The organism is bacterium (genome assembly GCA_026129405.1).
GTDB lineage: Bacteria > Desulfobacterota > Binatia > DP-6 > DP-6 > JAHCID01.
Window position 1 is genome coordinate 1 of record JAHCID010000011.1, and the last position, 22,475, is coordinate 22,475.

Below are 22,475 nucleotides of genomic sequence, written 5' to 3' on the forward strand. Positions count from 1 at the left end.
GCGGGGCCCCCCCCGGGGGGGGGGGGGGGGCCCCCCCCCCCCGCCGTCCCGCGCGACCCGCCTGCAAGCTACGGCAGGACCGTGTTCGACGACACGGAGACCGAGGTCATCGTCGCCAGCGCGATGTTGCTTATCTTGGCGTAGTGCGTGGCGTCATGGATCGGCTGATCGTCGGCGCTCGCCCAGTCGTCCTTCGAGTACAGAGCGGTTGCCGCCGTGAGACTCGCCTTGTCCTTGCAGTTGGCGCCGTTGGCGCCCGTCGCCCAGAACGTCACTCGCGGCGGGTTGTCGTCCGTAACGTCGAGGCACACGGTCCCTGGACCAGGGTGCGCAGGCGGCGGGACGTCCGACGCATCCCTGAATCCGTCGAAGATTGCAGGCACCGAGCAGGGGTTCGCCGCCGGCGAGGTGATGGCGCTGTAGCGGAAGTAGTTCCAGGAGAAGTTGCAGCTCACGCTCTTGCCGGCGGTGAAGATGAAGCGACCGTCGCCCGCCGTCGGGGTCGCCGGGTTGGTTGCCGTCGATTCCAATCCCGAGGGGAATCCCAGGGCGAGATAGACGAACCCGTTGTCGCTCAACCCCATGTAGATGCCCTCCATGCGGAAGTGACGACCACTGCCGGCGGTCGGGACGCACAGGGGCTGGTAGTTCGCAGTCGACGGGTCGATCGCCGTCGAGCAGAAGGTTCCCGCGGGACCGTCCAAGATCGGATCGATGACGCACGAGCAATCCGAGGCGCACGCGCCGCACTCGCCCAGCGCCTCGCCGTCACACGCCTCTCCACTCTCGAGGATTCCGTTCCCGCACACCGGCTCCGTGCAGGTGCAGTCACCGGCGCACGCATCACACTCGCCCAAGGCGGCGCCGTCACACGCCTCGTCGCCCTCGATGACACCGTTTCCGCACACTGCCACACCGCAGCTACAGTCCGGATTGCAGACGTCGCAGAGGCCGAGATCGCTCCCGTCGCAGCGCTCGGTTCCCTCACGGATGCCGTCGCCGCAGGTGCCGCACGGCGAGAGGGTGCCGGCGGGACTGTCGGGATCGGTCGGGTCCTCGCCGTTGAAGAGGGCGTCGGTGGTGGCGTTCAGGATCGCGGTCACCGCCGGCGTGATGGAGGCGGCAGGCTGTGTCAGCTTGAGCGCGGCCTTGGCCTCGCACTCGGTGACGGAGGGATGGACGTCCTCGTCGCCGACGAGGCATACGCCGGCATTGGTCGTGGCGCCGCCGCCCTTCTTCCCGGTCAAGTCCAGCTCACACTTCTGCGCACACTTGGAGACGACCCCGAAGTACTTGCTGAGCTGCTTGATGCCGGTCCTGACGCAGGCGATGCGCGCCTTGCCATCGGGCGCGCCCGTACTCGCGCACCCACCGTCCACGAGCACGGCGAGCATGCCGATCTGTCCCTTCACGCCGTCGGCGACCTCGAGGGCTGCCTCGTAGGCGGCGAGCGTGCCGCACTGCTGCACGCCAGGGGCGGCATCGCAGTCCCCCGGACAGCCGATGCCGGCGTAGTCGGTGCCCTTCTTGTCGAGGTCCTGCTTGGCGTCGCACTTGGCGATGGCCGCCTGGAACTTGACAGTCTGGGTGCCGGGCGTCGGCTCGTAGGCGACGGCGCCCGTCGACAGGTCGCATTCGGGACTCGACAGCACGCCCTGCGTCTCGCACTTGCTGGCGGCCTTCATGAGACAGAGCGTGTACCCCGTCACCTGCTTGGCGACGTCGGCGCGTAGCTTGAAGAGGACCTTGTCTCCTTTGGCGTCGAGCACGTGCGCCGACGCGATCGTGGATGACAGCAGCAAGACCGCAACCCCTGCCAGCCCCTTGCTCATAGACATGACGACTCGCTCCCCTCGTTTGTCTCGCGAAGCCGTCGCTCCCGCGCGCGGTGGCGCATCGTTCCCCGTGGTCGGTCCAGGCCGTCAATGCCCCTGATGGAATCGACCCGGGTCATGAGCGGGCAGCTCGTCGAGAAGTGGGCGGGGCAGCAGCGCATGACAGCGGCGGTATCAGATATTGATAATCAATTTCAATGAGAATCACGCCCGCTCGGGCCATTTCGGTCGACGCGCCGCCGAGGCCAGGTATGCTCATCGGCCCGAGGCGCCGATTCGCGGTGCGAAGAGGCAGCGCAGGCGCGCACGACGACGGAGGGTGACGGCGCCCGGCGGTTGTGGGGCGGAACGGCGGCGGGGCCGAGGTCGCGGGCTCGTTTGACGAGGTGACCACCAGAGACTACCCTGCGCCCGCATGAAAGCCATCGGCGTCAAACAGCTGAAGGCACGGTTGTCGGAGTACCTGCGACTCGTGAAGAGCGGCGAGACCATCCTGGTCACCGAGCGTACGGAGGTCGTTGCCGAGCTGCGGCCCCCACGGCGGAGTCTGCCCCGCGCCGACGAGCTCGGCGAGGTGCTCGACGCGCTCGCCGAGACCGGACAGCTCACCCGGGCCTCGCTCTCCAAGAAGGGGTGGACGATGCGGTGCAAGGGATTGGGGCTCCCGTCCGGAACGGCGACCACCCTTCTGGACGAGGTGCGAGGCGATCGGGCGTGAGCACGGCGCCGATCTACCTCGATACGTCCGCGGTCCTGCGCGCCTGGCTCGAGACCGGCACGTCTCCCGAGGTCGAAGCGCGCCTGCTCGCGGCGCCGGCCCTCGTCACCTCGCGGCTCGCGCTCGTCGAATCGGCACGGGTCATGCATCGGGTGCGGAGTCTCGGTGCACTCGCCGAGGCGCGACTGGCCGACGCCGAGCGGGGTATCGAGGAGGTATGGGCTCGGTGTGACGTCTGGGAGCTCACGCGCGAGGTCTGCGATCTCGCCCGAACTCTGGCCCCCTCCAGGCCGCTCCGTGCGCTGGACGCGCTCCATCTGGCGACCTTCGTCGTCGCGCGACGCAGGATAGAGGGGCTCGAGATGTTGACGACCGATGGCCGTCTGGCCGAGGTGTCCGGCTTGGTGTGAGCGGCTGAGTGGCCTCCTCGACCTGCTCCACTCGCCCGTCGCGCTGATGCACGCGTCAACGGCGCAACCTCGACTACACCGCCGTGCTCCGAGGCGCGAAGCTTCCCGTCGCCGGCCGCGCGCCCGAGGTCTGCTGGTTCGGTGGTGCCGAAGACGATCGTCGCGCAGGTCGTCGAGGGGACATGCTCGTCGGGGCACTGACGCTCGTCGTCCGGGCAAGCCGAGAGGAAGAGGAGAGGCCGCAAGGCCGGGCCGGCAACGTCCGACAAGGCCGCGCTCCGCCGACGTCCCAGGTTGTCCTTCCCATCGCCCGGGTGAAGAACGACGCTGTCCTCTTCTACGAGCTGCTCGCCGTCCGTCGAGCAGGAAGGCGACCACGTGCGGCTCCGCATCAAGCACTTTTCACGCGAAGCTCGTCGCCCGGGAGGAGCGTGACCGCGCCGCCGAGTGGCTGCTGGTGCATCTCGGCGAGCGCGAGGCGGCCTTCCTCGAGCTCGGTGTGCCGGTAGTGCGATGGGCCATCTATCGGCGCGAGACCGGCGATCGCCTGGTCTCATACTTCGCCAGCGAGACGGCGGCGATTACCGGCACCGGATGTTCGCATACGCCCGCAGCTGAAGACGCGCGCGCAGGAGGGTCCACAGAAAGCGCGCAGCGACCCGCGTCCGCCGTTCCCGCCGGCGCCGCCGCGCACTACGGTTCCTCGTCGCCACCATCCCGCCTTCGTGCGGTGTTGCTGTCCAGCCAGGCCACCTCGGCGTCCACGGCGGCGCGCTCGCGGGCGAGGTAGTCGGCGATGGCGCGGCGGAGACGCGGCTCGGCGACCCAGTGCATGCTCGTCGTCACGCGAGCATCGAAGCCGCGCAGGTGCTTGAACTCGCCGCCCGCTCCCGGCTCGAAGCGCCCGAGCCCGTGCGCGATGCAGTGCTCGACGGCGGCGTAGTAGCAGACGTTGAAGTGGAGGTGGCGCAGGGGCCGGAACGCGCCCCAGTAGCGGCCGTAGAGGGCCGGCCCCTTCTGGACGTTGAAGGTGCCCGCGACGATCTCGCCCTCCTGCCGGGCGAGGATCAGGCACACGCGCTCGCGGAACCGCTCCAGCACGAGTTCGAAGAAGCGGGGGTTCAGATACCGCTGGCCCCAGGCGTTGGTGTCCACCGTGGTGCGGTAGAGGCGGTACATGGTGCCCGCGAGGCCGTCCGGAATCGCCGCGCCGACCGCCGCGGCAATGACGACCCGCTGGGCGTCGAGCTCGCGGCGCTCCCGGCGCGCCTGGTTGCGGCGCTTGCTGCGCAGGCCCGCGAGATAGTCGTCGAAGGTGCGATGGCCGTCGTTCCACCACTGGTACTGGTAGCCGCTGCGCCGCAGCCAGCCGCGCGCCTCGAGCGCGTCTGCATCCTCGGGCCGACAGAAGTTCACGTGGGCCGACGAGAACTCCTGCGCTCCGCACAGCTCCTCGAGAACGCTGCCGAGCGCGACGGTGACACGGTCGTGATCCGCCGGCGCCGCGAGAAAGCGTGCACCGGCGACCGGCGTGAACGGCACCGCGACGAGCAGCTTCGGATACCAGCGCAGCCCCGCGCGATGGGCCGCCGCCGCCCAGCTCTGGTCGAAAACGAACTCGCCCATGCTGTGCCCCTTCACGTAGAGCGGGCACGCGCCGATGAGCCGCTCTCCCTCCCAGAGCGTCAGGTGCTGCGGCAGCCAGCCCGTCTCGGCGCCGACCGTGCCCGCGTCCTCGAGCGTCGCGAGCCAGTCCCACTCGAGGAACGGCGAGCCGTCGTCGCCCACGAGCGCGTTCCACGCCTCGCGTCCGACGCCCCGCATGCCGTCGAGGACTCGGACCTTCACGCGCCCGAACGCTCCCCGCGACGGCCCGTGTCGTGCGGCCGGCCGCTCACCACTCGGCGACCTGGCGCACGACCCCGGCCCAGCGATCGAGCTTCGGCAGCACCGTGTCGGCGCCCTCGGACGGCAGCGCGAAGATGCCCCGCGTGACGCCCGCGTCCCGCAGCGCACGCAGCGTGTCGGCGTCGCTGCGACCGCCGTAAACGCTCACCGACAGCGACGCCGGGTTGCGCCCCTTCTCGCGGGCCACGCGATGCAGTTCGGCGATGCCGGCCCGCAGGTCGCCGGCGCGCATGCCGATCGGCAGCCATCCGTCGCAGTAGTCGGCGACGCGCGCGATCGCCTTCGGCCCGTGCCCGCCGAGCACGATCGGCGGGTGCGGCCGCTGCACCGGCTTCGGCCAGACCCAGATCGGCTCGAACTCGACGTGCTTCCCGGCGAAGTGCGCCTCGTTTTCGCTCCAGATCGCCTTCATCGCCGCGACGCGCTCGCGCAGGACGGCCCACCGCTGCCGGAACGGCGTGCCGTGATGCTCCATCTCCTCCGCGTTCCAGCGCCGCCGACACCGAAGATCACGCGGCCGCCCGAGAGCACGTCGAGCGATGCGACCTCCTTCGCGGTGGTGATCGGATCGCGCTCGACGAGGAGACAGATGCCGGTGCCGAGCTTGATCGTCGTCGTCACCGCCGCCGCCATCCCCAGCGCCACGAAGGGATCGTAGGTGTGCGAGTACTCCTTCGGCAGCACCGGTCCGCTCGGCCACGGGCTGCGGCGTGACACCGGGATATGCGTGTGCTCGGGAAACCAGATCGACTCGAAGCCACGCGCCTCGGCCTCGCGTGCGAGCTCGTCGGGACGGATCGCGTACTGCGTCGGAAACATCGTGACGCCGAGCTGCATGCGATTCGGCTATGCCGCGCCCCACGCATCGTCAAGGCGCGCCGAAACGCGACGGCCCCGGACGGCGGTGCCGTCCGGGGCCGTCGAACCGTGCGGGGCGGCCATCGCCGCCCGCGCGCTCAGCGGATGTCGGCCTTGCGGTACAGCGTGACCACGGCAGCGCCGCCGAGACCGAGGTTGTGCTGCAGCGCGACCTTCGCGCCCGGCACCTGCCGCTTCTCGGCGAGGCCGCGGATCTGCCAGTTGAGCTCCGCGCACTGCGCGAGGCCGGTGGCGCCGAGCGGGTGGCCCTTGGAGATGAGGCCGCCCGACGGGTTCACGACCCACTTTCCGCCGTAGGTGACGGCGCCCGAGTCGATGAGCGAGCCCGCCTTGCCCTCGGGGCAGAGGCCGAGGCCCTCGTAGGTCACCATCTCGTTGGCCGAGAAGCAGTCGTGCAGCTCGATGACGTCGACGTTCTCCGGCCCGAGGCCCGACTGCTCGTAGACCGACTGCGCGGCCTTCTTCGTCATGTCGAAGCCGATGAGCTTGATGCAGCTCTTCTCGTCGAACGTGCTCGGCAGGTCGGTCGCCATCGCCATGCCGGCGATCTCCACGGCCTTGTCCTCGAGGTTGTGCTTCTTGACGAAGTCCTCGCTGGCAAGGATCGCGGCGCCGGCGCCGTCGGACGTGGGACAGCACTGCAGCTTGGTCAGCGGGTCGTACACCATCGGGGCGCTCAGGATGTCCTCGAGGGAGTACTCGTCCTGGAACTGCGAGTACGGATTGTTCACCGAGTGCTTGTGGTTCTTGTGGCCGATCTTGGCGAACTGCTCGCGCGTCGTGCCGTAGCGGTCCATGTGCTCGCGGCCGGCGTTGCCGAAGAACTGCGGCGCCGGCGGCGCCTGCGCGAAGCCGCGCAGCCCGACCATCACCTCGAACTGCTTGTCCATCGGGTTCGTGCGGTCGGTGAACTTCACGCCGAGCGAGCCCTTCTCCATCTTCTCGAAGCCGAGGGCGAGGACGCAGTCGGCGAGGCCACCCTGCACGAACTGGCGCGCCATGAAGAGCGCCGTCGAGCCCGTCGAGCAGTTGTTGTTGACGTTGTAGATCGGGATGCCGGTGAGGCCGAGCGTGTAGACGGCGCGCTGGCCGCAGGTCGAGTCACCGTAGCAGTAGCCGACGCACGCCTGCTCGACGGCGCTGTACGGGATGCCGGCGTCCGCGAGCGCCTTCTCGCCGGCCTCCTTCGCCATGTCCGGGTAGTCCCATGCCTTGGAGCCCGGCTTCTCGAACTTCGTCATGCCGACGCCCACTACGAAAACCTTACGGCCCATGCTGTCTCCTTCCGCCAGGGGGTAATGAACCGGGGCACTCTCGCCCGCCCCGCGCCCCTTTTGCAACCGCGCGCCGCGGCGCCGATCGGGCAAGCGACGCCGCGACCTCGGCTCGGGCCGGCGCATGCGCACCCGGAGCGGCGCCCGCGAACGCCGCCGGCCCCCGGGAGCCGCGCGACCACGCGCGCGACCCCCCACGACGCGCTCACGCGAGCGGGAACCTCCGCCGCAGCCAGTCGACCAGGAGCCGGTTCAGCTCGTCCGGATACTCCTGCTGCGTCCAGTGCCCGCAGCGGGGGATCTGGTGCATCTCGAGGTCGTCGACGAGCCCGCGCATCGGCGCGGCCAGCTCGGGCCGCAGCGCCGCGTCCCACTCCGCCATGATCATCAGCGACGGCACGCCGATGCGGGCGCCGTCGAGCTGCGGCGTCGTCTCCCAGTTGCGGTCCATGTTGCGGTACCAGTTGAGGCCGCCGGTGAAGCCCGTGCGCGCGAAGGTCTCGACATACGGCTGGAGCGCCGCCTCGGAGAGCAACGGCTCGCCCAGGTGCCGCTCCTCCTCGACCATCTCGACCATGTTCGGCATGCCGCCGCGCGCGACCATCGCGGCCTCGACGTCGGCGAGCGGCACGCCGCGCCGCATGAGCTGCGTGAAGACGCGGCGCACGTCCTTCGCGAGCCCTGCGTCGGCGACGCCCGGCTGCTGGAAGTGCACGATGTAGTGATTGTCGCCGAAGACGGCGCGGATCATCTGCACCGGCGGCATCGGCCCGCGCGGCAGGTACGGCGTGTTGACGCCGACGACCCCCGCCGTCCGCGCCGGATGCAGCAGCGGCATCTGCCAGGTGACGAGCCCGCCCCAGTCGTGGCCGACGAAGACGGCGCGCTCGATGCCGCACGCGTCGAGCAGCCCGGCGAGGTCGCCGGTGAGATGGTGGATGTCGTACGTGCCGACGTCGTCGGGCCGGTCGGTGTCGCCGTAGCCGCGCTGCTCGGGGACGAGGACGCGGTAGCCGGCCTCGACCAGCGCGGGCACCTGGAAGCGCCACGAGTACGCCAGCTCGGGGAAGCCGTGGCAGAGCACGACGGCCGGGCCGCGGCCCTCGTCGCGCACCGCCATGCGGATGCCGTTGGTGGAGACGACGCGGTTCGTGAAGGCGGCCATCGGCCGGGTTTGGCACGCGCGTGCGACGCCACGCAACGCGGGTCTCGCCTCGGCCCCCCGCGCCGCCTAAGAGACCACGCATGGGACGCGCCGTCGTCGTGCACGCAACCGGAGGCCCCGAGGTGCTCCGCGTCGAGGATCGGGACCCCGGGGTCCCCGGGCCCGGGCAGGTGCGCGTGCGCGTCGCCGCGGCGGGCGTCAACTTCATCGACGTCTACTTCCGCACCGGCCTGTACCCGCGGCCCGTACCGTTCGTGTCGGGTCTCGAGGGCGCGGGCGTGGTCGAGGCCGTCGGCGACGGCGTCGAATCGCTGCGCGCCGGCGAGCGCGTCGCGTGGGCCTCGGTGCCGGGCTCGTACGCCGACGTCGTGCTCGCCGTGCCCGACCTGCTCGTGCGCGTCCCGGACGGCGTGTCCGACGAGATCGCGGCCGCGGCGATGCTCCAGGGCATGACGGCGCACTACCTCGTGCACGGCACGCGCACGACGCGCCACGGCGACACGGCGCTCGTGCATGCGGCTGCCGGCGGCGTCGGGCTCCTCCTGGTGCAGATGCTGAAGGCGGCGGGCGCACGCGTCCTCGCGACCTGCTCGACGGAGGAGAAGGCGGCGCTCGTACGCGAGGCCGGCGCCGACGACGTCGTCGTCTACACCCACGACCCGTTCACCACCGCCGCGCACCGGTTCACGGGCGGCACCGGCGTCGACGTGGTGTACGACGCCGTCGGCAAGACCACGTTCGACGGTAGCCTCCTGTCGCTGCGCCCGCGCGGCCTGCTCGTCCTCTATGGCCAGTCGAGCGGCCCCGTGCCGCCGTTCGAGCTGCGCCGCCTCTCCGAGGGCGGCTCGCTCTTCGTCACGCGCCCCTCGCTCGCCCACTACACGGCGACACGCGCGGAGCTCGAGGAGCGCGCCGGCGCGGTGCTGGACGCAATCGCCGCCGGCGGGCTCCAGGTGCGCATCGGCGACCGCTTCCCGCTCGCGCAGGCCGCCGAGGCACATCGCGCCCTCGAGGGCCGACGCACCACGGGCAAGGTGCTGCTGATGCCGGTGCCGCGATGACGTCCCCCGCCGCCTACCGGCCGCCGACCGGCGTCGCCGCCTGGTTCAACCGTCTCGTGCGGGCGCTCGGAGGGCTCGGGCTGAGCCTCTACGGCTCGCGGAACCTCGCCGTGCGCGGCCGCCGCCCCGGCGCCTGGCAGGTCGTCCCGGTGAATCCGCTGTCGCACGACGGCGCCCGCTACCTGGTCGCGCCGCGCGGCGTGACCCACTGGGTGCGCAACCTGCGCGCCGGCGGCGAGGCCGAGCTGCGCCTCGGCCGGCGATCCGAGCCGATCCGGGCACTCGAGCTCGACGACGCCGACAAGCCGCCGATCCTGCGCGCCTACCTCGCACGGTGGCTCTTCGAGGTGAAGGAGTTCTTCCCGGGTCTCGGACCCGACGCGAGCGACGCGGCGCTGCGTGCCGCGGCGCCGCGATACCCCGTCTTCCGCATCGAGCCGCGCGCGTGAGCGACGCGCCGCCCGCGCATCCGAGCTGGACCGCCGACGCCCGCAGCGTCCTCGACCGCGCCTGCGAGCGCCACGGCGGCTGGACGCGCTGGCGCGCGCTGGAGCACGTCCGCCTCGGGGTCGCCGTGCTGCGCGGCGCCATCCCGTGGCTGAAGGGCGCCGGGCGGACCTTCCCGGTACCGCGCGCCGTCGAGGTCGCCCCGCACGCGCGACGCGCCTCGTTCGCGCGGTATCCCGACGACGCGCACGACGGCGTCTTCGCAGACGGCGGCGTCGCCATCCGCGCCCGCGCCGGATCCGCGCTGGTCGCGACCACGCCGACGCCGCGCACCGACGCCGCCCGGCATTGGCGCTGGACGCCGCTCGATGCCCTCTACTTCTTCGGCTACGCGCTCTGGCACTATCACACGCTGCCGTTCACGCTCGCCGCCGCTCGGCTCCTCGTCCGGCGGCGCGCCGGTGGGCACGACGTCCTCCAGGTCGCGTTCCCGCCCGACGTGCCGACGCACAGCCGCCGGCAGACGTTCTGGTTCGCCGCAGACGGTCTGCTCGTCCGACACGACTACCATGCCGAGGTCGTCGGCCGCTGGGCCCGCGGCGCGCATCTCTGGCGACGCCACCGCGACGTCGACGGCATCCCGATCGCGCTCGAGCGGCACGTCGTCCCCACGGTGGGCGACCACACGCTGCCGTTCCCCGCCCTCCACGCCGAGCTGGACGATGTCGCCGTCGCATTCAGCGTCGGCGGTTGACCCCGCGCGCCGCGAGCGCGTACGCCGTCCGCATGCGACTCCCGGTCCGGCCCGTCCTGCTCGTCGCGCTGCTGCTGCTCGCGCTCCCCGCCGCGGCTGCGGCGGCCAAGAAGCGGCCGAAGCCCGCGCCCTGTCCGCCGGCGCAGTACGCCGTCGACGGCGCCCCGCTCGGCGCCACCGGCGTCACCAGCGACACGATCGAGGTCGGCGCCCTCGCCGGCGTCGGCGACAGCTGCCCGCTCGCGGCCCCCGTCCGCGCGCGCACCAGCCGCAAGGGCGTGACCACGGTGCGGGCGCGCTGGAACGCCTGCCCGGGGTTCACCGGGCCCGTGCGGCTGCGTGCGCGCATCGTCGACGGCTGCACGCGCCTCGCCGGCAAGGTCCGCGCCCGCCGCCACCGGCGCGCCGTCACCGCGACGCGCGCGGACTGCGGCGACGGCATCCTCGACGCCGCGGCGCCGCCGACCCCGTACCTGCCCACGCGCGAGTCGCTCGCCAGCCACGAGATCCCGCGCTGGTTCCGCGACGCCAAGCTCGGGATCATGATCCACTGGGGCATCTTCACGATCCCGGCGTGGGCGCCGCTGACGATCGATCCGCACGAGTGGCTCTGCTGCGGCAAGCTGATCGAGCCGCCCGACTTCGGCGCCCCGTTCTTCACCAACATCCCGTACACGGAGTGGTACTGGAACTCGATCCTGATCGACGGCTCGCCGGCGCAGCAGCACCACGCGGCCACCTACGGCGCCGACTACCCGTACGAGGCCTTCCGGCCGCAGTTCGACGCGGCCGCCGCCCCGTGGTCGGGCGAGGCGTGGGCCGATCTCTTCCGCGAGGCCGGCGCGCGCTACGTCGTCTTCGTGACCAAGCACCACGACGGCTACTCCCTGTGGCCGACCGCGGTGCCCCACCCCACCCGCACCGGCTGGCACACGACGCGCGACTACGTCGGCGAGCTCGACGGCGCCGTCCGCCGCCGCTGCATGCGCATGGGGCTCTATTTCTCGGGTGGCCTCGACTGGTCGGTGAAGGCGGGGCCGATCGTGACCTCGCTCGACGGCGCCGTGGTCGCGCCGACGACGCCCGAGTACACCGCCTTCGCCGACGGCCAGTGGCGCGAGCTGATCGCGCGCTATCGCCCCTCGGTCCTCTGGAACGACATCACCTACCCGAGCGAGGACGCCGCGCTCCGGCTGTTCGCCGACTACTACAACGGCCAGCCCGACGGGCTCGTGAACGACCGCTTCTCGATCCTCCCCGGCCTCACCCATCACGACTACTCGACGCCGGAGTTCAGCGTCGTCGCCGACGTCTCGCCGCGGACGTTCGAGACCGTGCGCGGCATGGGCCGCGGCTTCGGCTACAACCGCAACGAATCCGACGCCACCCTCGACAGCGCCGACGCGCTGATCCACCTCCTCGCCGACGTCGTCAGCAGGAACGGCAACCTCCTGCTGAACGTCGGCCCGATGGCCGACGGCACCATCCCGGCGGCGCAGGTCGACCGGCTGCGTGCGATCGGCGCCTGGCTCGGCACCAACGGCGCGGCGATCTTCGCCTCGCGCCCGGCGACCACGCCGGAGGCCACGACCGCGGACGGCACGCCCGTACGCTTCACGCTCGGCGCGGACGGGACCACGCGCTACGCGATCCTGCTCGGCCCGCTGCCCGCCGGCACGGTCGCCTTCCCGCTCGCCGACGGCGCACCCGGCCGCGTGCGGCTCCTCGGCGACGACGCCCCGCTCGACTGGACGCTCGACGGCGGCGTCCTGCGCATCACCGTCCCCGCGACGCTCGCCGGGCGCGCCAATCCGGTGCTCGCGCTCGCGGCGCCTTGAGCCGCGCGGCTTGACGACGCGCGATCGGCTCCGCTAGCGCCGGAAGCGTCGATGCCCCGCCCGCCCGCCGACGCGCCCATCACCGAGGACGACGCCTTCCTCGCCGAGGCGCTGTCGCACGCGAGCGTGCCGACGCTCATGATGTCGCTCGTCCACCTGACCGGCGACGCCGCGCTGCTGGACGGACCGATCCGTCCCGGGACGGCCACCATGGGCGCGGTCGACGGCGGCCTCTCGCGCGCGGACAAGGCTGTCGTACGGGCGACGGCGCTGGACGCGCTGCGGGCCTACCGCGACCGCGGCTGCACGCTGCCGCCGCCCCCGTCCGCCGACACGATCCGGCGGATGATGAGCTTCATGGTCGGCGAGGAGGTGCCGGCCGAGTACGTCCCGATGATGCGCGAGGAGATGGCGCTCGACGGCCGCGACGCGCGCGACGTCGCCTGGGACGCCGTGCCGGCGGCGCGCCGGCAGGCGTTGCGCGTGGTCGTCGTCGGCGCCGGCATGTCGGGGCTGCTCGCCGCGATCAAGCTCGAGGAGGCGGGCCTCCCCTACGTGGTCATCGAGAAAAACGCGGGCGTCGGCGGGACGTGGCTCGAGAACGCCTATCCCGGCTGCCGGGTCGACGTCGCCAACCACTTCTACAGCTACTCCTTCGCGCCGAACCACGACTGGTCGGAGTTCTTCTCCCGCCGCGACGAGCTGCGCGACTACTTCGAGCGCGTCGCCACCGACTTCCGCGTCCGCGCGCACATCCGCTTCGGCACGGAGGTGATCTCCGCGACCTTCGACGACGCGACGAGCCGCTGGCGCGTCGTCCTGCGCACGCCCGACGGCCGGACGGAGGCGCTCGCGGCCGACGCGGTCGTGAGCGCCGTCGGCCAGCTGAATCGCCCGAAGCTGCCCGACCTCCCGGGACGGGACGGGTTTCTCGGCCCCGCCTTCCACTCGGCGCGCTGGCCGCGCGACTTCGACCCCACCGCCAAGCGCATCGCCGTCGTCGGCACCGGCGCCAGCGCGTTCCAGCTCGTCCCGGAGCTCGCCCCGGTCGCGAGCCGCGTCGTCGTCTTCCAGCGCTCCGCGCCGTGGATGGTGCCGAACCCGCGCTACCATGCGCGCGTCGGGCCGGCGAAGAAGTGGCTGCTGCGCCACGTGCCGTACTATGCGCGCTGGTACCGCTTCCTCCTGTTCTGGCCCGGCTCGGACGGCCTCATGCCGTCGCTCGTCGTCGATCCGACGTGGGAGCACCCGGCGCGCGCGGTCAACGCGACCAACGACGCGATGCGCGCCATGTTCACGCAGTACCTGGCCGCCCAGGTCGGCGACGACCCGGCGCTGCTCGCCAAGGTGACGCCGACCTACCCGCCGTTCGTGAAGCGCATGCTCCAGGACGACGGCAGCTGGCTCGGCGCCCTCACGCAGCCGCACGTCGACCTCGTCACCGACGCCATCGCCGAGATCGCTCCCGCCGGCGTCCGCACCGGCGACGGCACGCTCCACGAGGTCGACGCCATCGTCTTCGCGACCGGCTTCCACGCGACGCGCTTCCTCTGGCCGATGGCGGTGACGGGCCGCGACGGCGCCTCGCTGCACGCGCGCTGGGGCGACGAGCCGCGCGCCTACCTCGGCATCACCGTCCCCGACTTCCCGAACCTCTTCTGCCTCTACGGCCCGGGCACGAACCTGGCGCACGCGGGCAGCATCATCTTCCACTCCGAGTGCCAGGTCCGCTACGTGATGGGCTGCCTCGCCGCGCTCCTGCGGAGCGGCCACGCGACGATGGAGCCGCGCCGGGCCGTGCACGAGGCCTACGCGGCGCGCTTCGACGCCCGCCACGCGGAGCTGGTCTGGTCCCACCCCGGCGCCGGCAGCTGGTACAAGAACGCCGCCGGCAAGATCGTCACGACGTCGCCGTGGCGCCTCGTCGACTACTGGCGCTGGACCCAGGCGCCCGACCTCGCGGACTACGAGCTGCGCTAGTGTCCCGAGCCCGAAGTTCGTTGCCAAAGATCGGGTGGGATCGCGCCGCCCGGCGAGGCGCGACGACGAGGCATGGCCGTCGCCATGGTGAGGAGGCGCAACGCAGCCGGGCGGTGTGAGACCGCCCGAGATTTGGTGACGAACTTCGGACTCGGGACACCAGCGCCGGCGGCTTCCGATCCTGCCGGCGATCGCCACCGCGGCGAACCGTCGGCGCGGCGCTCTCCCAGGCCCGCGCGACGAGGCGTCACGCCGGCGGCGGCCGCCGGCCGCGCCTACGCCCCGCGCAGCACGTGGCCCGGCAGCGCGCCGGTCGGCGTACCGTTCTCCAGCACCACCCCGCCGTTGACGATCACCGCCGCGTAGCCCTCGGCGTCGACGACGTAGCGCTCGCTGCCGGCGGGAAAATCACGCGCGAGGCGCGCGTGGCCGGCACGCAGGCGGCTGCGGTCGATGAGGAGGACGTCGGCCCACGCGCCCTCGCGCAGGAAGCCGCGGCCGGCGAGCCCGTGCACGGTCGCCGGCATGCCGGCCAGGCGCCAGATCGCCTGCTCGAACGAGAGCGCGTCGGGCACCCAGTCGGTGAGCAGGCGCGTCGTGTAGTCGGCGCCGACGAACGACGCCAGGTGCGCGCCGCCGTCGCTCGATCCCGCCATGACGCACGGCTCGGCGATGCCCGCGCGCACGACGTGGGCGATGAACGCCTTCGCCATGTCCTCGAGCCGCGTCTGCCACTGCACGCCGAGGTCTTCCGCCAGCGAGCAGTCGAGGAAGGCGTCGAGCGACGTGACGCCGCGCGCGGCGGCCAGCTCGACGACGCTGCGGCCCACCCAGCCGGCGTGCGCCGGATCGCCCACCGCCTCGACCTCGAGCACGTCCCAGGTGAAGCCGGCGGCGCGGCCGGGGGCATCGAACTCGGCGGCGAGGCGCGCCCGCACCAGCGGATCGCGCAGCGCCGCCAGGCGCTCGGCCTGCGGCAGCGTCAGCGCTGCGCGCCAGGCCGGCATCTCGTCGAAGACGAAGGTGTCGGCGAGGCGGAGGTGCAGGCCCAGCTCGTTGGTCGCGAACTGCGGGTGCAGGCGCGCGCCCTGCGCCGTCGCCTCGCGCACGAAGCCGAGCGTCGCCTCCCAGCACATCGGGTTGTCCGGCGTCGGCAGGAGCAGGTTCAGCTCCACCGGGCGGCCCGAGGCGCGGTACATGTCCAGGATCAGCGCGCGGTCGGCGGCGTCGTAGCCGGCGGCGATGCTGCGCGGGATGATCTCGAGCGCGCCGCGCCCGAACTCCGCCAGCACCGCCGACAGCGCCACGATCTCGTCGGGCCCCGCGTGGTTCGACGGCACCTCGCGCCCGTCCTCGCCGACGTGGATGTCGAGCTGCGAGGTCGAGAACCCGATCGCTCCCTCGCGCATCGCCGCACGCACGACCTCCTGCATGGCGGCGATCTCCGCCGGCGTCGCGCGCCGCTCGGACGCCGCGTCGCCCATGACGAAGCGGCGCACGGCCGAATGGCCGACGTAGCTGCCGACGTTGACCCCGAGCGTGCCGTCGAAGCGCTTCCAGTAGTCGCCGAAGCTGCCGCCGCGAAAGCGCAGGCCGGCGCGCAGCGCCGCACGCGACATGCCCTCGACCCGGCTCAGCATGCCCGCGAGCCAGTCGACGTCCGCGGGCTTCGCGGGCGCGAGCCCGAAGCCGCAGTTGCCGGCCAGCACCGTGGTCGTGCCGTGCCAGCAGGACGGCGTCGCGAGGGGGTCCCAGTCGAGCTGCACGTCGTAGTGCGTGTGCACGTCGATGAAGCCCGGCGTGACGCTGAGCCCGCGCGCGTCGAGCGTGCGTCCGGCGGTGCCCGTGACGCGGCCGATGGCGACGATGCGGCCGTCGCGGATGCCGAGGTCGGCGTCCCAGCCGGGCATGCCGGTGCCGTCGTAGACGCGGCCGCCGCGGATCACGAGGTCGAACCTCATGCGCGCTCTCTCCCACGCCCGCTCCGGCGGCGGCAAGACCGGCGCGCCGACCGGCGCGCTGGCCGCCGCCGGACGCGCGCGCTATCGAGCCCGGATGCACGTCGGTCCCGCCGCGCCCGCCAGCGGCCCACGCCCGGACCCGCACGCCGGGCCGCTCCGGGCCGGCGCCGGCACGCTCGCGTGAGCGACCTCGTCGACGTCGCCGTCGTGGGCGGCGGCGCCGCCGGCCTCATGGCCGCGGTCACGGCCGGCCGCCGCACCACCGGCCGCCGCATCGTGGTGCTCGACGGCGCCAGGACGCTGGGCGCGAAGATCCTCATCGCCGGCGGCGGGCGCTGCAACGTCACGCACGACGTCGTCGGCGAGCGCGACTTCGCCGGCAGCTCGCCCAACGCGATCCGCAAGGTGCTGCGCCGCTTCGACGTGGCGACGACGGTCGCGTTCTTCGCCGAGCTGGGCGTCACGCTGAAGCGCGAGGAGACGGGCAAGCTCTTCCCCACGACGGACCGCGCCCGCACGGTGCTCGACGCGCTCGTCGGCGCGGCCCGCACGGCCGGCGCCGAGCTGCGCCATCCCTGGCGCGTCGAGACGATCGACCCGGCGCCCGACGGCTTCGCCCTCGCCGGCCCCGCCGGCCGCTTCCGCGCCCGCCGCGTCGTGCTCGCATCCGGCGGGCGCAGCGTCCCGACCACGGGATCGGACGGACACGGCTACGTCCTGGCGCAGCGGCTCGGACACGGGCTCACGCCGCGCGTCCTGCCCGCCCTCGTCCCGCTCGTGATCGCGCCCGGGCACTTCGTCACCGCGCTCGCCGGCGTCACCGTACCGGCGACGCTCACCGTCGAGCACCCTTCGGGAAAACGCATCGCGGCGTGCACCGGGTCGACGCTTTGCACGCACCGCGGGGTCTCGGGGCCGGCGGTCCTCGACGTCAGCCGCCACTGGCTGCACGCGCACCTCGACGTCCCCGACGCGCGGCTCGTCGTCTCCTGGCTGCCGGGCGAGCGTCCCGAGACGATCGACGCGGCGCTGCGCGACCTCGGCGCCACCAGTCCCGGCCGCTTCCTCGCCCGCCACCTGCCCGAGCGGCTCGCGCGCGCGCTCTGCGCCGCGGCGGGCGTCGAGCCGAGCGCCGCGGGTCGCACGCTGTCGCGCGCCGGCCGCCGAGCGCTGGCCGACACGGTGGGGGCGACCGTGCTCCCCGTCACCGGCGACCGCGGCTTCACGCACGCCGAAGCGACCGCGGGCGGCGTTCCGCTCGCCGAGCTGCGCCTCGAGACGATGGCCTCGCGGGTGGCCGCCGGGCTCCATCTCTGCGGCGAGGTGTGCGACGTCGACGGCCGCATCGGCGGCTTCAACTTCCAGTGGGCGTGGGCGAGCGGCTTCGTCGCGGGGGCCGGCGTCGTCGCGAGCGCCTGATCCCCGCCGGTGAGCGGCCAGCGGGGCCGCCGCTCGCGTCGACGTCGTGGCTCGAGGCGGATGCGCGACGCGCCTCAGGCGCGCCGCCACTGCGGCACGAGGTCGCCGTCGGGCGAGGGCGCGAAGTCGACGACCAGCGGCATGTCCATGCGCAGGTCCTCCGCGGCCAGGTCGAGGACGTTGCCCATCGTCCGCACGCCCTCCTCGCACTGCACGAGCACGACCACGTACGGCGCCCGCTCCTTCCACACCGCCAGCAGCGGCGGATGGCAGACGACCCACGAGAGCAGCGTGCCGCGGCCGCTCGCCCGTGCCCACTCGACGCCGAACGACTGGCACGAGGGACACATCGGTCCGGGCGGATGGCGCCACGTGCCGCAGTCGGTGCAGCGCTGGAAGCGCAGCTCACGCCGGCGCCCCGCCTCCCAGTATGGCATCCACCACTCGCCGCCGGTGCGGCGGACGAACGCCTCGGCCTGCTCGCTCATCTCAGTCTCCCCGCAGGAGCAGTGCACCCGTCGGCACCATGTTGCCGCTGGTCGCCATGGACAGCCGCGCGCCCGGCACCTGGTTGCAGGACGTGCCGCGGATCTGCCGCACCGCCTCGATGATGAGGTTGATGCCGTGCACGTAGGCCTCCGACAGGCTGCCGCCGCTGGTGTTGTTCGGCAGGTTGCCGCCGACGCCGAGGCCGTCGTGCTCGACGAAATCGCCCGCCTCGCCCGGCTTGCAGAAGCCGTACTCCTCGAGCGACGCGAGCACGAGCGGCGTGAAGGCGTCGTAGAGCTGCGCCACGTCGACGTCCTGCGGCGTCACGCCCGCCATGCGCCAGAGATCGCGCGCGGCATGGGCGCCGGGCGACTCGAGGATCGGGTCCTTGAAGAAGTTGTTCATCGTCACGTTGCGCGGCCCCATGCCCTGCGACGCCGCCATGATCCACGCCGGCTTCTGGCGGCAGTCGCGCGCCAGCGACGCCTCGGCGACGAGCACCGCGGCGGCGCCGTCGGTCTCGAGACAGTTGTCGAACAGCCGCAGCGGATCCGAGATCACCCGCGACGCGGCGTGGTTCTCGAGCGTCATGGGCTCGCGCATCATCGCCATCGGGTTGCGCATGGCGTGCTTGCGCGTGGTGACGGCGATCCAGCCGAGGTGCCGCGTCGAGTAGCCGCGCTCGTGGAGGAAGCGCCGTGTGAACATCGCCACCTGGTCGACCGGCCGCACGAAGCCGTACGGCGCGTAGATCGCGGTCTCGTTGCTCTCGCTCTGCGACTGGTCGCGCTCGCGCGAGGTGCCGGCCCACGGCCGGCCGCCGGAGCCGCGGTTGCGCGAGCGGTAGACGAGGACGCAGCGCGCCATCCCCGCCGCGATCGCCGCCGCCGCGTGCGCGACGACGCCGCACCCGCCGCCGCCGCCGTAGCCGACCTCGCCGAACCAGCGCAGGTTGGGGACGCCGAGATTGCGCGCGATCAGGTTCTCGGCGGTGTTCTGGATGCTCCACTTGCTCGTGCCGTCGATGTCCTGCGGCCGCAGGCCCGCGTCGTCGAGCGCCAGCCGCGCCGCCTCGAGCGCGGTCACCTCCTCGGGCCGGCCGATGTTCTTCGAGAAGGGGAGCTGCCCGATGCCGACGATCGCGGCCTTGTCCTTGAGCGACACGCGGGTCGTGTAGCAGGGGCACGTGCGAGCCGCCAAGACGGACGACGGACGCGCGGCGACGACCTCGCCGACGCGTCGGTCGTTTCACGCGCCATGCCGGATGCCTGGCCGCCCGCGTCTTGCTCGCGTGACCGCGTCTCCGGTACGCTCCGCGCCCGCAGCGATGGCACCATCCCTCAGGTCTTCCCGGTCGCGGTTCCACTGATGGCAGGCATCCGCGATCGCTTCGCTGCCCTCGTCGGCCCCGACCACCCCGTCGATCTCGCGCGTGCGGCGCTCGAGATCGCGCGCATCGCGTATCCCCAGCTGGAGCCCGAGGCGTGGCTCCAGTCCCTCGACGATCTCGCCGCAGCGGCGCGCCGGCATCTGCCCGAGGGAAATCTCGAGCAACGCGCGACGGCGCTGGCGCGCTTCCTCTTCGAAGACTGCGGCTTTCGCGGCAACCAGGACGACTACTACGACCCGCGCAACAGCTTCCTCAACGACGTCCTCACCCGACGCGTCGGCATCCCCATCTCGCTCGCGGTCGTGATGATGGAGGTCGGCCGCCGCGTCGGCGTGCCGCTCGAGGGCGTCGGCTTCCCCGGCCACTTCCTCGTGCGCGTGCCGAGCACCGGCGAGCCCATCCTGCTCGACCCCTTCCACGGCGGCACGCGACTCCGCGACGACGACCTGCTGGCGCGCCTGCACTCGCTGGCGCAGTCGAGCGGCCGCAGCGGACCGCGCTTCGCCGAGGTGCCGAGCGAGTTCGTCGAGCCGACGAGCCTGCGCGCGATCCTCGCCCGGATGCTCCGCAACCTGCTGCGCATCTACCAGGAGCGCGACGAGCATCTCGCTGCGCTGCACGCGGTCGATCTGCTCCTCGTCCTCACGCCGCGCTCGCCCGACGACATCCGCACCCGCGGCACGCTCTACGAGGCGCTCGAGTGTCCCGCCGCGGCGGCCGACGACTTCCGCCGCTACCTCGAGATCGCGCCCGACGCCGACGACGCCGACGACGTCCGGGGCCGTCTCGCCCGTCTCGCCGACCAGGAGCCGACGCTCCACTGAGCCGGCCGCACCGGTCCGCGGGTTGAACCCCGTGCGGGCGCCGTCTAGGGTCGGCGCCGGCGATGACGTGGTGGATGTGGGCACTGGGCGGGCTCTTCCTGCTCGGCATCGAGGTCGCGACCCCCGGCAGCTTCTTCACGCTGTTCTTCGGCGTGGCCGCGCTGGTCGTCGCCGGTCTCGCCCTCTTCGGTCTCGCCGGCCCGGACTGGGTGCAGTGGCTGCTCTTCTCGCTCGGGTCGGTCGGCTCGCTCGTGCTCTTCCGCCAGAAGCTGCTGCGCCGCTCGTTCGGCGGCGGAGCCCACGCGCCGGGCACGGTCGTGGGCGAGGTGGCCGTGCTCCAGGAAGACCTCGCGCCGGGCCAGGTCGGACGCGCGGAGCTGCGCGGGACCGTCTGGTCGGCGCGGCACGACGGCCCGGCGGCGCTCGCACGCGGCCAGCGCTGCCGCGTCGTGCGGATCGAGGGGCTGACGCTCTGGCTGCGCGCGGAATGACGCGCGGAAAGTGAGGACGGGATGTCGGGCGCGTTGACGGTGGTGGTGGTTCTCGCGGTGCTGGTCGCCTGGGTGGTGGCGAAGACCGCGGTCGTCGTGCCGCAGCAGAACGCCTACGTCGTCGAACGGCTCGGCAAGTATCGCGGCACGCTCCAGGCGGGCTTCCACATCCTGTGGCCGTTCCTCGACGTCATCCGCTACCGGCACTCGCTGAAGGAGACCGCGGTCGACATCCCGGAGCAGGTCTGCATCACACGCGACAACGTCCAGGTGCACGTCGACGGCGTGCTCTACCTTCAGGTGCTGACCCCCGAGCGCGCGTCCTACGGCGTCGCAGACTTCGGCTTCGCGATCTCCCAGCTGGCGCAGACGACGCTGCGCAGCGAGATGGGCAAGATCGATCTCGACCGGACGTTCGAGGAGCGCGGCCACATCAACGCGGCGATCGTGAGCGAGCTCGACAAGGCGTCGGAGCCGTGGGGCGTCAAGGTGCTGCGCTACGAGATCAAGAACATCACGCCGCCGAACGACGTGCTCGCCGCGATGGAGAAGCAGATGCGCGCCGAGCGCGAGAAGCGCGCCGTCATCCTCACGTCGGAGGGCACGCGCGATGCCGCCATCAACAACGCCGAGGGCGAGAAGCAGCAGGTCATCAAAGCGTCGGAGGCGAAGCGTCAGCAGCAGGTGAACGAGGCCGAGGGCGCTGCGCAGGCGATCGAGGCCATCGCCGCCGCGACCGCCGAAGGCATCCGGCGGGTCGCCGAGGCGACGCAGGTGCCGGGCGGCGCCGAGGCGGTGCGCCTGCGTGTCGCCGAGCAGTACCTGACGCAGTTCGGTCTGCTGGCGCGCGAGAACAACACGATGATCCTCCCCGCCAATCTCGCCGACGTCGGCGGGATGGTGGCCACCGTGATGGCCGCGCTCGACCAGACGCGTCCGCGCGGCTGACGCGCGTCAGCCGCGCAGCAGGCCGAGCGCACGGGCGCGGCGCAGCAGGCCGGCGACGTTGTGGACGCCGAGCTTCGCCATGATGTGCTTGCGATGGGTGTGGACGGTGCCCACCGCCAGCCCGAGCGTCGTCGCGATCTGCCGATCGGTCTGCCCGCGCGCGATCCGCTCGAGCACCTCGAGCTCGCGCGGCGTCAGGGGCCGCAGCCCCGGCGTCGGGACGTCGGACGGGGGCTTCTGCGCCTCGATCAAGGACCGGGCGACGATCGGACAGCAGTACGTGCGGCCGGTCTCGGCGGCTTGCACGGCGGTCAGCAGATCGGCGAGATCGGCCGACGTCGACACGCAGGCGCTGGCTCCGGCCTCGAACGCGGCGAGCACCTGCTCGCGGACGTAGTCGCGGCGCAGGACCACGACCCGCGGCGGCGTCCCCAGGCCGTGCAGCCGGCGTACGTCACCGAGCCCGTCGCCATCCCCATCCGACTGGAGGTCGACCAGGACGACCGCCGGAACAGCGCCCTCCCCGACCAGAGCCGCCGTTCCGTCGCAGTCCGCGCTGGTGCCGACCACCTCCACGCCATCGGCGCTGCGCAGGAGCGCTGCCATCCCTTCGCGCTCGAGCGCGTAGGGGTTCTGGATCACCACTCGAGTATGACTCGTCATGTACGGCCGATCGTCCAGCGA

General features: G+C 72.6%; 20 protein-coding genes and 1 pseudogene. 12 read left to right on the plus strand and 9 right to left on the minus strand.

Annotation, left to right across the window (positions count from 1 at the left end; all coding sequences use genetic code 11):
- Positions 1-68 precede the first annotated feature (68 nt).
- Entirely contained in the window at positions 69-1,802 is a 1,734-nt protein-coding gene (locus tag KIT14_24455; protein ID MCW5893679.1) for a hypothetical protein, read from the minus strand.
- A gap of 448 nt (positions 1,803-2,250) precedes the next feature.
- Here KIT14_24455 and KIT14_24460 point away from each other — a divergent pair, with 448 nt between their 5' ends.
- On the plus strand, positions 2,251-2,553 hold the full coding sequence (locus tag KIT14_24460) for a type II toxin-antitoxin system Phd/YefM family antitoxin (GenBank protein MCW5893680.1): 303 nt from the start codon (positions 2,251-2,253) through the stop codon (positions 2,551-2,553).
- Positions 2,550-2,963 carry a type II toxin-antitoxin system VapC family toxin gene (locus KIT14_24465; GenBank protein ID MCW5893681.1) on the plus strand — a complete coding sequence of 138 codons (414 nt, stop codon included), beginning with the start codon at positions 2,550-2,552 and terminating at the stop codon, positions 2,961-2,963. The genes KIT14_24460 and KIT14_24465 overlap by 4 nt, the downstream gene beginning before the upstream one ends.
- A 693-nt stretch (positions 2,964-3,656) precedes the next feature.
- Here KIT14_24465 and KIT14_24470 read toward each other — a convergent pair.
- The 4 genes and pseudogenes from KIT14_24470 to KIT14_24485 all read right to left on the minus strand — a co-directional run bounded on the left by KIT14_24470 (position 3,657) and on the right by KIT14_24485 (position 8,189).
- Complete coding sequence (locus tag KIT14_24470; protein ID MCW5893682.1) at positions 3,657-4,811, minus strand: GNAT family N-acetyltransferase; 1,155 nt, start codon at positions 4,809-4,811, stop codon at positions 3,657-3,659.
- A gap of 46 nt (positions 4,812-4,857) precedes the next feature.
- Positions 4,858-5,708 (minus strand): annotated as a pseudogene (locus KIT14_24475) (LLM class F420-dependent oxidoreductase).
- A gap of 119 nt (positions 5,709-5,827) precedes the next feature.
- Complete coding sequence (locus KIT14_24480; GenBank protein MCW5893683.1) at positions 5,828-7,024, minus strand: lipid-transfer protein; 1,197 nt, start codon at positions 7,022-7,024, stop codon at positions 5,828-5,830.
- Between the two features lie 205 nt (positions 7,025-7,229).
- A complete protein-coding gene (locus KIT14_24485; GenBank protein ID MCW5893684.1) occupies positions 7,230-8,189 on the minus strand; it encodes an alpha/beta hydrolase in 960 nt (319 codons plus the stop codon).
- 80 nt (positions 8,190-8,269) lie between these two features.
- Between KIT14_24485 and KIT14_24490 the strand changes: the two genes are divergently transcribed.
- The 5 genes from KIT14_24490 to KIT14_24510 are packed head-to-tail and all read left to right on the plus strand — an operon-like array spanning position 8,270 to position 14,269.
- A complete protein-coding gene (locus KIT14_24490; GenBank protein MCW5893685.1) occupies positions 8,270-9,250 on the plus strand; it encodes a quinone oxidoreductase in 981 nt (326 codons plus the stop codon).
- Complete coding sequence (locus KIT14_24495) at positions 9,247-9,699, plus strand: nitroreductase family deazaflavin-dependent oxidoreductase (protein ID MCW5893686.1); 453 nt, start codon at positions 9,247-9,249, stop codon at positions 9,697-9,699. Before KIT14_24490 ends, KIT14_24495 begins: the two co-directional genes overlap by 4 nt.
- Positions 9,696-10,451: a hypothetical protein gene (locus tag KIT14_24500; GenBank protein MCW5893687.1), complete on the plus strand. Its 756-nt coding sequence runs from the start codon at positions 9,696-9,698 to the stop codon at positions 10,449-10,451. Before KIT14_24495 ends, KIT14_24500 begins: the two co-directional genes overlap by 4 nt.
- 32 nt (positions 10,452-10,483) lie before the next feature.
- On the plus strand, positions 10,484-12,289 hold the full coding sequence (locus KIT14_24505; protein MCW5893688.1) for an alpha-L-fucosidase: 1,806 nt from the start codon (positions 10,484-10,486) through the stop codon (positions 12,287-12,289).
- A gap of 51 nt (positions 12,290-12,340) precedes the next feature.
- On the plus strand, positions 12,341-14,269 hold the full coding sequence (locus KIT14_24510) for an NAD(P)/FAD-dependent oxidoreductase (protein MCW5893689.1): 1,929 nt from the start codon (positions 12,341-12,343) through the stop codon (positions 14,267-14,269).
- 275 nt (positions 14,270-14,544) lie between these two features.
- On the opposite strand, the gene KIT14_24515 is transcribed toward KIT14_24510, so the two are convergent.
- The gene (locus KIT14_24515; GenBank protein MCW5893690.1) at positions 14,545-16,230 is read right to left on the minus strand and encodes an amidohydrolase family protein; all 1,686 of its coding nucleotides are present in this window, start codon (positions 16,228-16,230) and stop codon (positions 14,545-14,547) included.
- Between KIT14_24515 and KIT14_24520 the strand changes: the two genes are divergently transcribed.
- On the plus strand, positions 16,229-16,414 hold the full coding sequence (locus KIT14_24520; GenBank protein ID MCW5893691.1) for a hypothetical protein: 186 nt from the start codon (positions 16,229-16,231) through the stop codon (positions 16,412-16,414). The two genes, KIT14_24515 and KIT14_24520, sit on opposite strands and share 2 nt — an antisense overlap.
- 47 nt (positions 16,415-16,461) lie before the next feature.
- Entirely contained in the window at positions 16,462-17,649 is a 1,188-nt protein-coding gene (locus KIT14_24525) for an aminoacetone oxidase family FAD-binding enzyme (protein MCW5893692.1), read from the plus strand.
- A gap of 74 nt (positions 17,650-17,723) precedes the next feature.
- Here the strand turns inward: KIT14_24525 and KIT14_24530 are convergent, their stop codons facing one another.
- Together KIT14_24530 and KIT14_24535 are read right to left on the minus strand one after the other, a co-directional pair.
- Positions 17,724-18,137, minus strand: coding sequence for an OB-fold domain-containing protein (locus KIT14_24530; protein ID MCW5893693.1), 414 nt, complete (start codon positions 18,135-18,137; stop codon positions 17,724-17,726).
- 1 nt (position 18,138) lies between these two features.
- Complete coding sequence (locus KIT14_24535) at positions 18,139-19,302, minus strand: lipid-transfer protein (protein MCW5893694.1); 1,164 nt, start codon at positions 19,300-19,302, stop codon at positions 18,139-18,141.
- 204 nt (positions 19,303-19,506) lie between these two features.
- On the opposite strand from KIT14_24535, the gene KIT14_24540 reads away from it, so the two are divergent.
- The 3 genes from KIT14_24540 to KIT14_24550 all read left to right on the plus strand — a co-directional run bounded on the left by KIT14_24540 (position 19,507) and on the right by KIT14_24550 (position 21,791).
- On the plus strand, positions 19,507-20,352 hold the full coding sequence (locus KIT14_24540; GenBank protein ID MCW5893695.1) for a tetratricopeptide repeat protein: 846 nt from the start codon (positions 19,507-19,509) through the stop codon (positions 20,350-20,352).
- 62 nt (positions 20,353-20,414) lie between these two features.
- Positions 20,415-20,843: an NfeD family protein gene (locus KIT14_24545; GenBank protein MCW5893696.1), complete on the plus strand. Its 429-nt coding sequence runs from the start codon at positions 20,415-20,417 to the stop codon at positions 20,841-20,843.
- 21 nt (positions 20,844-20,864) lie between these two features.
- Positions 20,865-21,791: a paraslipin gene (locus KIT14_24550; protein ID MCW5893697.1), complete on the plus strand. Its 927-nt coding sequence runs from the start codon at positions 20,865-20,867 to the stop codon at positions 21,789-21,791.
- A gap of 6 nt (positions 21,792-21,797) precedes the next feature.
- Here the strand turns inward: KIT14_24550 and KIT14_24555 are convergent, their stop codons facing one another.
- Entirely contained in the window at positions 21,798-22,454 is a 657-nt protein-coding gene (locus tag KIT14_24555) for a response regulator transcription factor (GenBank protein MCW5893698.1), read from the minus strand.
- Positions 22,455-22,475 lie beyond the last annotated feature (21 nt).